The 14,325-nt window shown below is 66.0% G+C and carries 15 protein-coding genes and 1 pseudogene; 11 read left to right on the top strand and 5 right to left on the bottom strand.

The window, feature by feature from the left end:
• Positions 1 to 596 (top strand): annotated as a pseudogene (locus tag Q0996_RS11845) (3-hydroxyacyl-CoA dehydrogenase); the annotation flags it as partial.
• Positions 597 to 637: 41 nt separating this feature from the next.
• A complete protein-coding gene (locus Q0996_RS11840; protein ID WP_299619511.1) occupies positions 638 to 2,425 on the top strand; it encodes an acyl-CoA dehydrogenase C-terminal domain-containing protein in 1,788 nt (595 codons plus the stop codon).
• Positions 2,426 to 2,597: 172 nt separating this feature from the next.
• On the opposite strand, the gene Q0996_RS11835 is transcribed toward Q0996_RS11840, so the two are convergent.
• Both Q0996_RS11835 and Q0996_RS11830 read right to left on the bottom strand, forming a co-directional pair.
• The gene (locus Q0996_RS11835) at positions 2,598 to 3,071 is read right to left on the bottom strand and encodes a DUF1203 domain-containing protein (RefSeq protein WP_299619508.1); all 474 of its coding nucleotides are present in this window, start codon (positions 3,069 to 3,071) and stop codon (positions 2,598 to 2,600) included.
• Between the two features lie 82 nt (positions 3,072 to 3,153).
• A complete protein-coding gene (locus Q0996_RS11830) occupies positions 3,154 to 3,801 on the bottom strand; it encodes a MarC family protein (RefSeq protein ID WP_299619505.1) in 648 nt (215 codons plus the stop codon).
• 247 nt (positions 3,802 to 4,048) lie between these two features.
• Between Q0996_RS11830 and Q0996_RS11825 the strand changes: the two genes are divergently transcribed.
• The 4 genes from Q0996_RS11825 (at position 4,049) to Q0996_RS11810 (ending at position 6,721) form a co-directional block, all read left to right on the top strand.
• Positions 4,049 to 4,630, top strand: coding sequence for a TetR/AcrR family transcriptional regulator (locus Q0996_RS11825; RefSeq protein WP_299619502.1), 582 nt, complete (start codon positions 4,049 to 4,051; stop codon positions 4,628 to 4,630).
• A 117-nt stretch (positions 4,631 to 4,747) separates the two neighbouring features.
• A complete protein-coding gene (locus Q0996_RS11820) occupies positions 4,748 to 5,164 on the top strand; it encodes a hypothetical protein (protein WP_299619499.1) in 417 nt (138 codons plus the stop codon).
• A 33-nt stretch (positions 5,165 to 5,197) separates the two neighbouring features.
• Positions 5,198 to 5,935, top strand: a complete 738-nt coding sequence (locus Q0996_RS11815) for an SDR family NAD(P)-dependent oxidoreductase (protein WP_299619496.1) — start codon at positions 5,198 to 5,200, stop codon at positions 5,933 to 5,935.
• A 60-nt stretch (positions 5,936 to 5,995) separates the two neighbouring features.
• Positions 5,996 to 6,721: a hypothetical protein gene (locus Q0996_RS11810; RefSeq protein WP_299619494.1), complete on the top strand. Its 726-nt coding sequence runs from the start codon at positions 5,996 to 5,998 to the stop codon at positions 6,719 to 6,721.
• Between the two features lie 6 nt (positions 6,722 to 6,727).
• Here the strand turns inward: Q0996_RS11810 and Q0996_RS11805 are convergent, their stop codons facing one another.
• Positions 6,728 to 7,627, bottom strand: a complete 900-nt coding sequence (locus Q0996_RS11805) for a transcriptional regulator GcvA (RefSeq protein WP_299619491.1) — start codon at positions 7,625 to 7,627, stop codon at positions 6,728 to 6,730.
• Positions 7,628 to 7,996: 369 nt separating this feature from the next.
• Between Q0996_RS11805 and mgrA the strand changes: the two genes are divergently transcribed.
• Complete coding sequence (mgrA, locus tag Q0996_RS11800) at positions 7,997 to 9,040, top strand: L-glyceraldehyde 3-phosphate reductase (RefSeq protein ID WP_299619488.1); 1,044 nt, start codon at positions 7,997 to 7,999, stop codon at positions 9,038 to 9,040.
• 180 nt (positions 9,041 to 9,220) lie between these two features.
• On the top strand, positions 9,221 to 9,766 hold the full coding sequence (locus tag Q0996_RS11795) for a PAS domain-containing protein (protein ID WP_299619485.1): 546 nt from the start codon (positions 9,221 to 9,223) through the stop codon (positions 9,764 to 9,766).
• 20 nt (positions 9,767 to 9,786) lie between these two features.
• On the opposite strand, the gene Q0996_RS11790 is transcribed toward Q0996_RS11795, so the two are convergent.
• Together Q0996_RS11790 and Q0996_RS11785 are read right to left on the bottom strand one after the other, a co-directional pair.
• A complete protein-coding gene (locus Q0996_RS11790; protein WP_299619482.1) occupies positions 9,787 to 10,137 on the bottom strand; it encodes a low molecular weight protein tyrosine phosphatase family protein in 351 nt (116 codons plus the stop codon).
• 19 nt (positions 10,138 to 10,156) lie between these two features.
• Entirely contained in the window at positions 10,157 to 11,164 is a 1,008-nt protein-coding gene (locus Q0996_RS11785; RefSeq protein ID WP_299619479.1) for an aldo/keto reductase, read from the bottom strand.
• Positions 11,165 to 11,404: 240 nt separating this feature from the next.
• Between Q0996_RS11785 and Q0996_RS11780 the strand changes: the two genes are divergently transcribed.
• The 3 genes from Q0996_RS11780 to Q0996_RS11770 all read left to right on the top strand — a co-directional run bounded on the left by Q0996_RS11780 (position 11,405) and on the right by Q0996_RS11770 (position 14,290).
• The gene (locus tag Q0996_RS11780; protein ID WP_299619476.1) at positions 11,405 to 12,364 is read left to right on the top strand and encodes an ABC transporter substrate-binding protein; all 960 of its coding nucleotides are present in this window, start codon (positions 11,405 to 11,407) and stop codon (positions 12,362 to 12,364) included.
• Between the two features lie 232 nt (positions 12,365 to 12,596).
• On the top strand, positions 12,597 to 13,499 hold the full coding sequence (locus Q0996_RS11775; RefSeq protein ID WP_299619473.1) for an ABC transporter permease: 903 nt from the start codon (positions 12,597 to 12,599) through the stop codon (positions 13,497 to 13,499).
• Positions 13,496 to 14,290: an ABC transporter ATP-binding protein gene (locus Q0996_RS11770; protein ID WP_299619470.1), complete on the top strand. Its 795-nt coding sequence runs from the start codon at positions 13,496 to 13,498 to the stop codon at positions 14,288 to 14,290. Before Q0996_RS11775 ends, Q0996_RS11770 begins: the two co-directional genes overlap by 4 nt.
• The last annotated feature ends 35 nt before the right edge of the window (positions 14,291 to 14,325 follow it).

The following is a 14,325-nucleotide window of genomic DNA, read 5'->3' as shown; positions in this document are numbered from 1 at the left end:
ACGCGGTGCAGGCCCATGCCGAGAGCTACGTCGGCCTGGTGGAGGCCGGCGTCGGTGTGGTGCCGGCCTGGGGCGGCTGCAAGGAACTGCTGAGCCGGCTGGCCCGCGATCCGCGGCGGCCCAAGGGCCCCATGCCGCCGGTGGCCAAGGCCTTCGAGACCATCGGCATGGCGCAGGTGGCGAAGTCCGCTTTCGAAGCCAAGGAGATGGGTTTCTTGCGCGGCGAAGACCTCGTCACCTTCAACCGCGAACGCCTGCTGGCCGACGCCAAGAAAAAGGCGCTTTCCCTGGTGGAGGGCTACGCGCCGCCGGAGCCCCTGGAACTGACGCTGCCCGGGCCCTCCGGCAAGGCCTCCCTCGCCTTTGCGCTGCGCGATCTCTACGCCAAGGGCCTCGCTACCGACCACGACATGGTGGTGGCCGGCGAACTGGCGGACGTGCTGACCGGCGGCGATGACGCGGACCTGACCGAGCCCCTGAGCGAAGACGTCGTGCTGAAGATGGAGCGCGAGGCCTTCATGCGGCTGGTGCGGACCCCCGGTACCCTGGCGCGGGTCGAGCACACGCTCGAGACCGGCAAGCCCCTGCGCAACTAAAACCTCTGCGGAACTAGGAAGAGAATTCGAGGACCCTGATCATGGTTAGCTATACCGCTCCCTTGGACGATATCCGCTTCGTGCTCTACGACCTGCTGGACTACGACGGGCGGATCGCCAGCCTGCCGGGCTTCGAGGAGGCCGGCCGCGACCTGGTCGACGCGGTCATCGAAGAGGGCGCCAAGTTCTGCGAGAACGAACTGCTGCCGCTGAACCGCTCCGGTGACGAGGAGGGCTGCAGCTTCGAGAACGGCGTGGTGCGCACGCCCAAAGGCTTCAAGGAACTCTACGAGACCTTCTGCGAGGGCGGTTGGAACGGACTGGCGCTGAGCCCCGAGCACGGCGGCCAGGGCCTGCCCAAGACTCTGCAGTTCGTGCTGACCGAGCTGATCTGCTCCACCAACCTCAGCTTCGGCATGTATCCCGGCCTGACCCACGGCGCCTGCAACGCGTTGGAACTGCACGGCAGCGAGGAGCTGAAGGCGACCTTCCTGCCCAACATGATTCACGGCCGCTGGACCGGGACCATGTGCCTGACCGAACCGCACTGCGGCACCGACCTGGGGCTGATCCGCACCAAGGCGGAGCCCAACAGCGACGGCAGCTACAAGATCTCCGGCACCAAGATCTTCATCTCCGCCGGCGAACACGATATGAGCGAGAACATCGTTCACCTCGTTTTGGCCAAGTTGCCCGACGCGCCGGAAGGCTCCAAGGGCATCTCGCTCTTCATCGTGCCGAAGTTCCTGGTGAAGGCGGACGGCAGCCTCGGTCCGCGCAACGGCGTGGCCTGCGGCTCCATCGAGCACAAGATGGGTATCAAGGCCTCCTCCACCTGCGTCATGAATTTCGACGAGGCCGAGGGCTATCTGGTGGGCGAGCCCCACACCGGCATGGCCAAGATGTTCACCATGATGAACGTGGCAAGGCTCGACGTCGGCATGCAGGGCCTGGGCCTGGCGGAAACCGCCTATCAGTCCGCCGTCGCCTACGCCAAGGAGCGCCTGCAGGGCCGCTCCCTCGCCGGCCCGCAGCATCCCGACAAGCCCGCCGACCCGATCATCGTGCATCCGGACGTACGCAAGAACCTGCTCACCATGAAGGCCTACAACGAGGGCGCGCGGGCACTCGCCTTCTGGGTCGCCATGGCCGTCGACATCGCCGAGAAGCACCCGGACGAGGCCGCCCGGCAGGAGGCCGACGACCTGGTCGCGCTGATGACGCCGATCATCAAGTCCTTCTTCACCGACCAGGGTTTCGAGAACACGAACCTGGGGGTGCAGGTCTTCGGCGGTCACGGCTACATCCGCGAATGGGGCATGGAACAGTTGGTGCGAGACGCCCGCATCGCCCAGATCTACGAGGGCGCCAACGGCATCCAGGCGCTGGACTTGGTGGGCCGCAAGCTGGGCCAGAACATGGGCCGCCTGCTGCGCCGCTTCTTCCACCCGGTGCAGGATTTCGTCGAGGAGCATCAGACCGACCCGCAGATGGCCGAGTTCGTGGCGCCGCTGGCCAAGGTGCTGAGCCGCCTGCAGCAGTCCACCCTCTGGATCGCCCAGCAGGGCCTCAAAGATCCTGAGGAGGCGGGGGCGGCGGCCACCGACTACCTGAACCTCTTCGCCCTGACGGCGCTGGCCTACATGTGGGCGCGCATGGTGAAGGTGAGCCTGGTGCAGGCAAATGGCGAGATGTCCGAATTCCACGAAGCCAAGCTGGCCACCGCCCGCTTCTTCTTCCAGCGCCTGCTGCCGAGAAGCTCCGGCCTCTTCGCCGCCATCATGGCCGGCAAGGCCCCGCTCATGGACATGAAGGAAGCGGCGTTTTAGGGGGTAACCGTCAGGTCCCCCTCACCCAGCTTCGCCTAAGCTCGGTCTCCGACCTCACTAAGGCTCCGCAACCCTCTCCCGCCAGGGGAGAGGGCTGTTTTGGGTCCCTCTCCCCAGCGTGGGAGAGGGAGGGGCCCGCGTCAGCGGGAGGGTGAGGGGGGCTTTGGTTCCCTTACCCCCGCTCGATGCGGAACTGGTAGCAGTTGTTGCTGGCCGAGCGGACGTGGAGGTAGGCGATGTCGGGCCGTTCCAAGACCTTCGCGGAAACCGCTTCGATGTCCTTTGGCGCCACTGACTGGCCGGTGCCGTAGACGATGCGGTCGTCCGCGCCGTAGCCACGGATGAGCACGGCCTCGCGCTTGCCCAGGTAAGCCGGCACGGCGGTCTCCTGGGCATAGCGCGGACAGGCTTCGGCGTGGAGAAAGAGCGGCCCGACTTCCGCATAGGGCTGGGCCGCCGGGAAGGGGCGGTGGGCGAGCACCAGCATGGGTTCCTCCGCGCCGATGTCGTCCAAACAGTGGCGGCAGGGGTTGCCGCCGCCGTCGGAGAGCTGGCGTTCGGGCCGCTGGCCGTTGGCGTCCCTGCCGCCGTTGCGAAGATCCTTCACGGTCTCGCTGTGCAGGGCGACGACTCGTAGCGTGGTCATGGGTCCGGCTTTCCTTGGGTGATCCATGACCCGATAAGGCCAGATCCCGCCGGTGTCGTTCTATCCGCTTCTTGCGCGCCGTTCAGGACGTCCTGAAGAGCGCACTATCTGCGACCCCGTCGAAGATGAACTGCACTGCCAAGGCCGCCAGAAGCACACCGGCGACACGGGAGACAACGTGCAGTCCGGTCACCCCCAGCAGGCGTTGGACCTGGCCGGTGAGAAGCAACAGCACAAAGGTCAGCAACAACATGGCCGTGAGGCAAGCCACGACCACGGCGATGTGGGTCCAATCCCCTTCCGCGTCTGCCACCAGCAGGATGGTCGCACCCATTGTACCGGGCCCGGCGATCAGCGGGGTCGCCAAGGGAAAGACCGAGATGTCTTCCTTTGCCGTTGCCTCCCGGTTTTCCTCTGCCGTTGTGGTCACCGCGCCGGAGGACCTGGCAAAGACCATGTCGATGGCCATCAGCAGCAGGAGAACGCCGCCCGCGGTTCTGAGCGCCGGCAGCGTAATGCCGAAGAGCGCGAGAAGAGAGTCGCCGAAGGCTGCAAAGGCCAGCAGGATGGCGAGCGCGATCAAGGTTCCCTTGAGGGCGATAGCGCGACGCTCTGCTGGGGTGTTGTTCGGAGTAAGGGCGGCGAAAAGCGCTGCCACATCGGGCGGGCCGATGGTCGCAAAGAAGGTGGCGGAGGAGACGAGGGCGATTTCGAGCATGGTGACTGACACGGCTTTGGACGATCGTATTTTGGCTGTCGTATGTGGTGTCGTCCAGGAGCTTCATTCTGCGGATGAGGTGGGGGTCAAACGGGCGAGGGCTTGCGCCCTGCCGGGCAAGTCGCCCTTTTGCCAAAGGTTGGGCGAACAGGGAGAGCGGCCATGACCGATACGATTCGCCACTGCAGCGCGCCCCTTGACATCCTTCGCGGGTTCACTTATCTGATTTCATATCAATTGCTATGAAATGGAACTGATCATGGCGCGCCCGAAGGAATTCGAACCCGAAGAGGCCCTGGAAAAAGCCATGCACCAGTTCTGGGTTAAGGGCTATCACGACACCTCCATCCGCGATCTGGTGGAACGGACCGGGGTGAATTACTACGGGCTCTATGGCGAGTTCGACAGCAAGCACGGGCTCTTTCTGGCCGCTCTGGACCACTACCAAAGAACCGTCACCGCCGAGGCGCTGGGCGAACTGAGAAAGTCCGGCCCGATGCGGCGGGCAATCACCCGGACCTTCGAGCGCTTGGCCAAGGCCACCCTGACGCCGGATGGCCGTGTCGGCTGTCTGATGTGCAACACCGCGGTGGAAATGGCGCCAAGCGACCCGGAGGCGGCGGAGAAGTTCAAGGCGCACACCAAGCTGCTGCGAGATGCTTTCCGCGCGAAGTTGGCCGAGGGCCAGCAGGCCGGCGAGCTGGCTGCCGACAAGGATGTGGGGGCTCTGGCCGAGTTCCTGGCGACGACGGTCTACAGCGCCGGCTTTCTCACCCGTTCGGGCTTTGGCGAAGCCTATGTCGCCCGCCACATCCGCACCGCCCTGACGGCCCTGGGGTAAAAATTTTTGTCCAATTTCATATCAATCGATATGGAATGACAGAGGAGGTCGAAGGTGTCCGGTTTGCGGAGTTCATCGAACCCGAACCCGGTCGCCGCAGACCCAGAGGAGGAGATGATGACCGACACCTTGCAGTGGGCCGAGCGCGGCCTCAGCTTTTCCGACGGCAGCCGCCTGGCGGACTGGGTGAAGATCGAGGAGAGCGGTGTCTGGCACTGGCAGTATGACACCCACGAGCTGACCTTCGACATTTACGAGCACGATGGCCAGTACTGGAAACTCTACCGCGCCCGCTTCGTGCCGGAAGGCGAACGGGACTATGCCTACGGCTTCGGCGGCCAGGCCTGCCGCATGGCCTTGGTGGAATACAAAGAACAAACACGCTCGCTCCATTCCTCCAAGCTGATGCGCCGGGGCGAGCGGGAGTGGGTGCGCACCTACGAGGTCGACGAGTCCATTCACAGAGTCCTCAAGGCCGGCCGCCGCGATGCCAGGTACGGCGAACCCTACGGCCCCAAGTCTGCGGCCGCATGACGGCCGCCCGAATCCGAACCGAAGGAGATCGTCATGTCCAATCCGGTCTGTCTCATCACCGGTGTCGGTGATTCCACCGGCGCAGCCCTGGCCCGGCGCTTCACCGAGGGCGGCTATCGCGTCGCCATGATCGCCCGCAATGCGGAGCGCCTGGCGGCGCTGGAACAGGAAATCGAGGGCGCGAGAGGCTTCGTCTGCGACGTCAGTGATCTGGAGAAGCTGACCGCCACGGTGGAAGAAATTCAAGAGAGCATGGGGAAGCCGGCGGTGCTGATCCACAACGCCGTCTCCCATACCTTCGATACCTTCCTTGACGCCGATCCCGAAGACCTGGAGCGGAACTTCCGGGTCAACACGACGGCCCTGCTCTATCTCGCCCGGGCGCTGGCCCCCGACATGATTGCAGCCGGCAAGGGCGCCATCATGGTGACCGGCAACACCGCCTCCCTGCGCGGGGTTGCGAACTATGCGCTCTTCGCGCCGACGAAAGCGGCGCAGCGCATCCTGGCCCAGTCGCTCGCGCGCGATCTCGGGCCCAAGGGCATTCATGTCGGCTACGTCACCATCGACGCCGCCATCGATGTCACCTGGCTCGGCTCGGAGGAAGAGCGGCCGTCCTGGCTGACGCCGCCCGCGGACTGGGCCTGGCCGAAGGAGGACTATTACGCCAAACCCCCGGCCATCGCCGAAGAGGTCTACCACCTCGCACACCAGGACCGCTCCACCTGGACCTTCGACCTGGTGATCCGGCCCTTTGCCGAAACCTGGTGAGAGGGCGGTTTCCAGGCGACTTCCTTTTGAGAGGCCGCCGCGTGAACGAAAGCCAAGACCATGCAGCTCTCCATGACTCCCTTCCTCCTGGCGATCCAGCTCGGTTTCCTTCTGGTGCTGGCCCGGCGCAGCGAGCGGCTCGCCCCGGCGGACGGATCGATGGCTCCGGTCCATCTCTTCGTCCTCTGGATCGCGGCCTATGGGGTCGTCACCAGCGTCCTCGGCGCCCAGGGGTTCTACATCAGCGAGGAAATGCTGCGGCTCTATCCCGCATTCTGGCTGCAGGTGGTAACCGTGGCGGTCGCGGTTGTTCCGGTCGTCCTCTTTGCCGGTCTGCGAGACGGGCTGCGCCGCATTGTCGACAGCACACCGCTGCATTGGTTCGCCGGGTTCCATGCCCTGCGGATCACCGCCCTGGGCACCGCGGCCAAGACCCTGCAGGGCGAGTTCCCGCTCTACTTCGAAGTCCTGGTCGGCCTGCCGGACCTGCTGTTCGGGCTCTCCGCCCTCTGGGTCGCCGCGCGCCTGAAGCAGGCTCGCCTGGGCAAAAGAGGGTTTCTCTGGTGGAACCTCATCGGCGCTTTGATCATCGTGCCCTCCGCGCCGATCCTCATTCAGCTCGGCCTGCCAGGACCGCTGCAGGTCTTCAACGGCCTGCCGGATGCGCGCGCCGTGCTCGCCTATCCCATGTCCATTGCGCCGATGATCGTCGTGCCGCTGTTCGTGCTGGCGAACCTCTTGCTGGTCTGGCGCCTTTGGGAGCGGGCCGGCCCCGTCAAAACATGAAAGGCTCTATAGAACGTCCGTCTGGACTTTGCGGGCCTCTGTTTCCAGCCAGTCGCAGAAGACCTTAACCTTTGGCCGTGCCTCGGCGCCGGGCGGCGTGACCAGGTAGTAGGCACCGTCGCTGGGCACCCGCAGATCGAAGGGCTCCACCAGGCGCCCGGCCGCGAGGTCGTCGGCCACCAGCACCCATTGGCCGAGCGCCACGCCCTGGCCCTCGATAGCGGCCTGCATCATCAGGCCGGCATCGCTGAACTGCGGACCGCGGCGCTGGGCGAGGGTTTCCAGACCGGCTGCCTTCAGCCATTTGATCCACTCCGGGCTCATCAGCCGCAGCATGGTGTGGTGTTGCAGGTCTTCCGGCTGTTTCAGGGGGCGCGGCCCGTGCAGCAGGGCGGGGCTGCAGACCGGAAAGAGCTCCGTCGTCATCAGCCGCGTTGCCGAGACTCCGGGCCAGCTCCCGCCGCCGAAGCGCACCGCCACGTCGATGTCGTCCTCGCCGAAGTTGGTGAGCGCGTTTGAGGAGGAGAGGCGGACGTCCAGGTCCGGCTGCAGCGCCTGGAATCCGGCCATGCGGTGGACCAGCCATTTGGCGGCAAAGGAGGGGGTGGTGGCGATGGTCAGGCGCCCGCCGCGGTCGGCGCCACGGGCCTGTCGCGTGGCGGCGGCGATCTGGTCGAGGGCCGGGCCGAGGGCCTGGGCATAGTCCCTGCCGACGGCGGTCAGGGCGATGCCCCGCGGGCGGCGCAGGAACAGGCCGACGTCCAGCCGGTCCTCCAGGTGGCGCACCTGCTGGCTCACTGCCGCCGGGGTGATGTGGAGTTCCTCAGCCGCCTGGGTGAAGCTGCCGTGGCGTGCCGCCGCCTCGAAGGCGCGCATGGCGATCAGGGGCGGCAGGTCGCGGGCCATGATCTTCTCATTTGACTAAGCCAAACTTAGCCTCACCTTAGATCTTATCGTTTGTCAAGCTGGGGCATCGGCGCCATCTTGCCCTTGCACTCCCCAAGTGAGTGGCCGCTTTCCTCCCATCCAAGAGATCGGCCACATGTTTCGGATCCGCGTGACGGAAAGCACCGCCCTTCGCTCTTCCGTCACGCGGTTTCCGTTTGAGGAGCGCGCCTTCGGATTGCCGCCGGGGGGGCCGATGCCTGGTACAGCAGTCATTAAGTTGTGCTTTAAAGCGGCCCCGGTGTACCCTCGCTAGGACCGGGCCGACCCCCTGACGGCCCGCAAGACCCGCCCGCCCTTTCGCCCCCTCCGACCGCAGAGGAGTCAGCCATGTCCGCTTTCGCGCCCTATCTCGCCCGCCAAGAGCGCTACGACGCCATGACCTACAATCGCTGCGGCCACAGCGGGCTGAATCTGCCGGCGATTTCCCTCGGGCTGTGGCACAACTTCGGCGGCGACCGCCCCTTCGAGACCGGGCGCGCCATTTGCCGCCGCGCTTTCGACCTGGGGATCACCCACTTCGACCTTGCCAACAACTACGGTCCGCCGCCGGGCTCGGCCGAGGCCAACTTCGGGCGCATGCTGGCCCGCGACTTCGCGCCCTACCGCGACGAATTGATCATCTCCACCAAGGCCGGTTACGACATGTGGCCGGGCCCCTACGGCATCTGGGGCAGCCGCAAATACCTCCTGGCCAGCCTCGACCAGAGCTTGCAGCGCATGGGGTTGGACTACGTGGACATCTTCTATTCCCACCGCGTCGACCCCGACACGCCCCTGGAGGAAACCATGGGAGCCCTCGATTCCGCGGTGCGCCAGGGCAAGGCGCTCTACGTCGGGATCTCCTCCTACGGTCCGCAGAAAACCCGGGAGGCGGCGAAGATCTTGCGGGAGTTGGGCACCCCCTGCCTGATCCACCAGCCGAGCTATTCCATGCTCAACCGCTGGGTCGAAGAGGAGGGGTTGCTCGATGTGCTGGAAGACGAAGGGATCGGCTGCATCGCCTTCTCGCCGCTGGCCCAGGGCCTGCTGACCGACAAGTACCTGAAGGAGGTGCCGCAGGACAGCCGGGCCGCCGCCGACAAGTCGCTGAGACCCGACCACATCGGCGAGGAGAATCTGGCCAAGGTGCGCGGGCTCAACGAGATTGCCCAGCGCCGCGGCCAGAGCCTGGCGCAGATGGCCCTGGCCTGGGTGTTGCGCGACCCGCGGGTCACCACCGCGCTCATCGGCGCCAGCCGCGTGGCGCAGGTGGAGGACTGTGTTGCCGCCCTCGATCACCTGACTTTCACCGAAGCCGAACTGGCAGAGATCGACGGACTTGCCACCGAAAGTGGCATCAACCTCTGGGCCGCGTCCAGCGCCCATGGCTGAGGCGGATCTGGACCCGAAATCGGCTGGAATCGCTCGCTTTTTTTGACCAAGGCTCTGGCAGAGAGTCCGGCCTGTGCTAGATTTCACACATAGGGAGTTTGGAATACCTAGGCTCGGCCGCCGCCTGAGAACGGTCGTTGCAAAGACCGCAGGGTCCGGGCCTATGGGGGATGGGAAGCCATGATCTCAGGCATGGAAAGCCAGAGCCTGCACCTGCTTCTGGAGCACTACCTGGAAGCCAGGGGGGACCGGCGCATGCCGGCCCGCGGCGACATCGATGCCACCCGCCTGGGCCCGGTGCTGCCGATCATCTGGGTCAATGCCTATGAAACCGACGCCGGGACCTTTCGCTACCGCCTGGCGGGGGAGGAGGTGAACGCGATCTTCGGGGCACCCATCGCCGGCCGCCTGCTCTCGGACTTCGTCAGCGGCGAGCGCTTCGATCAGGTGAACGGGAATTTCCTGCGGGTCGTCCGCGAGGAGCAGGCGATGCTGGCGCGCGGGCCGATGTATCGCTGCGCCGACCGCATCGCCCTGGGCGAACGGCTGGCTTTGCCGCTGTCCAGCGACGGCACGACCGCCGACGGCATCATCGGCGCCACCGCCCGCAACTCCCTGGTGGACTTCGACGCCGTGCAACTGACCGCGCAGACCGTGACCTTTCTCCCCGTCGACGACCTCAGCCGGAACAGCGGCGGCCTGGCCGCGGGAAGCCACGGCAGCTAAGGCTGGTCCACCGCGCGCGGTCAATCCGTTGCTTTCCTGACGAGGTTCAATCTCAGATGGTGCGGCACCCGTGCCTCCAACAGCCGCACCAATGCCGGATCCATGTACGCGTAGTCGTCGGGTATGCCCAGGACGACGAGCCGCTTGTCCTTGAGCAGCGGCCGGAACCTGTCCATCAGCCTGTTGCGATGGGGCTTCTCCATCGCAAAGACGATGTCGGCCCATTCGATCAGGTCACCCGAAACGGGCGTTTCCGCATCGTTGTTGGTGCCGGCGGAGATCGCCTCGATCCCTTCGTATTGCGAGAACACCGCCTCTGCCGTCGGGCTGCGCAAACGGTTCTGACTGCAAACGAAGAGCAGGCGTTTCACGGTTTCGTTTGCGGCACCGTCACCCCACCGGTCGGCCGGTGAGCGGATAGGCGGGGTCGTTATAGCCGGGGCTCGAGGGGTGGCCCGGCGGGACCAGGGAATTCAGCAACGCCTCGTCCTCCTCATCGAAGCCGTGCTCCAGTGCGCCGAGATAGCCCTCCCAATGCTCCAGGGTGCGCGGGCCGGCGAGCACCGAGGTGACGATGGGGTTGGCCAGCACCCAGTTGACGGCGAAGTCGGCGGCCTTCATGCCCTTGGCCTCGGCGTGGGCCTGGATCTTCTGGGCGATGACCATGGACTCCTCGCGGAACTCGGTTTGCATCATGCGCTTGTCGTTGCGCGCCGCGCGGGTGCCCTCCGGCGGAGCTTCGCCGGGCGCGTATTTGCCGGTCAGGACGCCGCGGGCCAGCGGGCTGTAGGGCACCACGCCCAGGCCGTAGTGTTCGCAGGCCGGCAGGATCTCCACCTCCGGCACCCGGGTCATGGCGTTGTAGTAGGGCTGGCAGACCACCGGCCGGTCGATCCCCGCCAGCTCCGCCAGACGGATCAGCTCGCAGATGCGCCAGGCGCGGAAGTTCGAGACTCCCCAGTAGATCGCCTTGCCGGAGCCGAGCACGTCGGCCACCGCGCTCACTGCTTCTTCAAGGGGCGTCGAATAGTCGTCGAGGTGCAGGTACCAGATGTCCACATAGTCGGTGTCCAGGCGGTCGAGGCTGTCCTCGATGGCCTGCAGCAGCCACTTGCGGCCGAGACCGGCGCTGTTGGCGTGGGTCTCGCGCACCGGGTTGCCGGCCTTGGTGGCCAGCACCCAGGAGTCGCGGTTCTTGGCGATGGCGCGGCCGACGATCTCTTCCGAGGCGCCCTTGGCGTACTGGTCGGCGGTGTCGATGAAGTTCACCCCGTGATCGCGGGCATGGTCGATGATGCGCCGCGCGCTGTCCTCGTCGGTCTGGTCGCCGAACATCATGGTGCCGAGGCAGAGGGGGGAGACGGTCAGGCCGCTGCGGCCCAGTTTGCGCATGTCCATGGGGGTCCTCGCGCCGTGGGTTGTGGCTTCGGGAGCCGGTTGGGTCTGGGATTGGGGCTGGAATGACGGGCCGGAAGTGTAGTCCGATCCGCAGGCCCCGGGCAACAACCGGCAACCGCCGGCAAGCTTTGTTGCTCGGCTGAAACAGCTTGGCCATTGGATTGCCGCCGGGCCCCGTGCTAATCCAGAGGCAACGAATAATGGTTTCCCTTGGAATCCCCGAACAGGAGCGAGGCCGTCATGCGTCTTGGAACCGTCCTAACGACACTCTCGTTTGCGCTGCTCGCCGCGACTGCGGCCCGGGCGGCGGACATCACCGTCGCGACCACCGCCATCGTCGAACACCCGGCTCTGGATGCCGCGCGCGACGGGGTGCGCGACGAACTGGCCGCCGCCGGCTACAAGGAGGGCGAGAACCTGCGCTTCCTCTATGAAAGCGCCCAGGGCAATCCGGCCACGGCGGCACAGATCGCCCGCAAGTTCGTCGGCGAGGCGCCGGATGTGATCGTGCCCATCTCCACCCCCTCGGCCCAGGCCGTGGTCTCCGCCACCAAAGACATCCCCATCGTGTTCACCGCGGTCACCGACCCGGTGGGCGCCAAGCTGGTGTCCAATGCGATGAAGCCCGGCGCCAACGTGACGGGCATGAGCGACCTTTCGCCCATCGGCAAGCACATGGACCTGATCAAGCGGATCACCCCGGATGCGGCCTCCGTCGGCGTGCCCTTCAATCCGGGCGAGGCGAATTCAGTCACCCTGCTGGCGCTGATCAAGGCGGAGGCGCCGGCCCGTGGCCTGACGGTGATCGAGGCGCCGGCCACCAAGTCCTCCGAGGTGCTGGGCGCCGCCCAGAGCCTGGTGGGCAAGGCCGACGTGATCTACGTGCCTACGGACAACACCATCGTCACCGCCCTGGAAGCGGTCATCAAAGTCGGCGTCGACAACAAGGTGCCGGTCTATGCCGGCGATACCGACTCGGTGCCGCGGGGCGCCATGGCCGCGCTGGGCTTCAACTACTACGACCTCGGCCGCCAGACCGGGAGGATGGTGCTGCGGGTGCTCAAGGGCGAGGCGCCGGGAGACATCGCGGTGGAGGGCGTGGAGATCACCGAGCTCTACGTGAACCCCGGCATGGCCGCGAAGATGGGCGTCACCATTCCCGACGCGCTGATCGAGGAAGCCAAGGAAGTGGTGCGCTAAGCGCACCGCTCCCTTAGCAGGCTGTTGAGAAAGCCGGTTTGGTGATTGACCTCGTGCTTCGAGACGCTTCGCTCCTCAGCATGAGGTCAATCAGGCTTACACCTTGCCTCACCCTGAGGAGGCCCCCGGATTGTTCAAAAGGGGGGCCGTCTCGAAGGGTGGTGTACCTTATGCAGATACTTTTTCAACAGCCTGTTGGGGCCGCAGAGCCGCACGCGGGTCTGAAGTCTCCATGAACCTCGTCTCTTTCCTCGGGGCGATCGAGATCGGCCTGGTCTACGGTCTCGTCGCTCTGGGGGTTTATCTCTCCTTCCGTATCCTGAACTTCCCCGACCTAACGGTGGACGGCAGCTTTCCACTGGGCGCGGCGGTGGCCGCCACTCTCATCGTATCCGGGGTCGATCCCTACGTGGCGACGGCGGTGGCGATGGTGGCCGGCGGCCTCGCCGGGCTGGTGACGGCGGTCCTGAACCTGCGCTTCGGCATCCTCCACCTGCTGGCCTCCATCCTCACCATGATCGCGCTCTATTCGGTGAACCTGCGCATCATGGGCCGGCCCAACGTCGCCCTGATCACCGAGCCGACGGTGCTGACCCCCTTCGAGGGGCTGGGGCTGTCGGGGCTCTATCTGAAGCCGATTGTCGGATTGGTCGTCGTGGTGATCGTTGCCGCGCTGCTGGCCTGGTTCCTGATCACCAGCTACGGCCTCGGCATGCGGGCGACCGGGGCCAACCCGCGCATGGCCCGGGCCCAGGGAATCGCGACGGCCCAGGTGACCGCTGTCGGCATGGCGGTCTCCAACGGCATGGTCGCCTTGGGCGGCGCGCTGTTTGCCCAGATGAACGGCTTTGCCGATATCACCATCGGCACCGGCACCATCGTCGTCGGTCTGGCGGCTGTGATCGCCGGAGAGGCGATCTTCCGGGTGCGCGGCGTGGTGGTTGCCGTGGTCGCCTGCCTGCTCGGCTCCATCATCTATCGCCTGGCCATCGCCCTCGCGCTCAACGCCGACGTCTTGGGCCTCAAGGCCAGCGACCTGAACCTGGTGACCGCGGTGCTGGTGGCCCTGGCGCTGATCCTGCCCGGCGCGCGTAATCCGCTGAAGAGCCTCTTCAAACGGGCGGCGCCGCCATGATCCGGGTGGAGGACATCCGCGTCACCTTCAACGCCGGCACCATCATGGAGACCCGGGCCCTGCAGGGGCTCTCGGCGGCCATCGATGCCGGGGAGTTCGTCACGGTCATCGGCTCCAACGGCGCCGGCAAGACGACGCTGCTGAACTGCCTCACCGGCGAGGTGGCGCCCAGCGCCGGACGCATCGTCATCGGCGACACCGAGGTGACCGGCTGGCCGGCCCCGCGCCGGGCGGCGCTGGTGGCGCGGGTCTTCCAGGACCCCCTGGCCGGCACCTGCGAGGGCCTCACCATCGAAGAGAACCTGGCGCTGGCTGCCGCCCGCGGTGTGCGCCGCGGCTTCGACAAGGCGCTTACCCAGCAGCGGCGCCAGGAGTTCCGCGACAAGATCGCCCGTCTCGGCCTCAACCTGGAAAACCGTCTCGGCGACCGCATGGGGCTGCTCTCCGGCGGCCAGCGCCAGGCGGTGAGCCTGGTCATGGCCACCCTGCGGCCGACCAGGATCTTGCTGCTGGACGAGCACACCGCCGCCCTGGACCCGCGCATGCAGGCCTTCGTCCTCGAACTCACCCGCGAACTGGTGGAGAGCGAGCGGCTGACCACTCTTATGGTGACTCATTCCATGCGCCAGGCCCTCTCCTTCGGAACCCGCAGCCTGATGCTGCACGAGGGCCGGGTGGTGCTGGACGTGAAGGGGGAGGAGCGGTCCCGCCTGGAGGTCGCCGACCTCATGGCGCTCTTCGCCAAGGTGCGCGGCGAGGAACTGGACAGCGATTCCCTGCTGCTGAGCTAGGCCCTAGGAATTATACAATTGTAAAATCCTAGGCT

The organism is Pelagibius sp. (genome assembly GCF_028289705.1).
Lineage (GTDB): Bacteria > Pseudomonadota > Alphaproteobacteria > Kiloniellales > Kiloniellaceae > Pelagibius.
Note: the sequence above shows the minus strand (reverse complement) of the source record. Positions and strands in the feature narration are given on the sequence as shown.

Coding starts and splice junctions, on each gene's coding strand:
- Q0996_RS11840 (WP_299619511.1), top strand. CDS start 638: ATGGTTAGCTATACCGCTCCCTTGGACGATATCCGCTTCGTGCTCTAC.
- Q0996_RS11835 (WP_299619508.1), bottom strand. CDS start 3,071: ATGACCACGCTACGAGTCGTCGCCCTGCACAGCGAGACCGTGAAGGAT.
- Q0996_RS11825 (WP_299619502.1), top strand. CDS start 4,049: ATGGCGCGCCCGAAGGAATTCGAACCCGAAGAGGCCCTGGAAAAAGCC.
- Q0996_RS11820 (WP_299619499.1), top strand. CDS start 4,748: ATGACCGACACCTTGCAGTGGGCCGAGCGCGGCCTCAGCTTTTCCGAC.
- Q0996_RS11815 (WP_299619496.1), top strand. CDS start 5,198: ATGTCCAATCCGGTCTGTCTCATCACCGGTGTCGGTGATTCCACCGGC.
- Q0996_RS11810 (WP_299619494.1), top strand. CDS start 5,996: ATGCAGCTCTCCATGACTCCCTTCCTCCTGGCGATCCAGCTCGGTTTC.
- Q0996_RS11805 (WP_299619491.1), bottom strand. CDS start 7,627: ATGGCCCGCGACCTGCCGCCCCTGATCGCCATGCGCGCCTTCGAGGCG.
- mgrA (WP_299619488.1), top strand. CDS start 7,997: ATGTCCGCTTTCGCGCCCTATCTCGCCCGCCAAGAGCGCTACGACGCC.
- Q0996_RS11795 (WP_299619485.1), top strand. CDS start 9,221: ATGATCTCAGGCATGGAAAGCCAGAGCCTGCACCTGCTTCTGGAGCAC.
- Q0996_RS11785 (WP_299619479.1), bottom strand. CDS start 11,164: ATGGACATGCGCAAACTGGGCCGCAGCGGCCTGACCGTCTCCCCCCTC.
- Q0996_RS11780 (WP_299619476.1), top strand. CDS start 11,405: ATGCGTCTTGGAACCGTCCTAACGACACTCTCGTTTGCGCTGCTCGCC.
- Q0996_RS11775 (WP_299619473.1), top strand. CDS start 12,597: ATGAACCTCGTCTCTTTCCTCGGGGCGATCGAGATCGGCCTGGTCTAC.
- Q0996_RS11770 (WP_299619470.1), top strand. CDS start 13,496: ATGATCCGGGTGGAGGACATCCGCGTCACCTTCAACGCCGGCACCATC.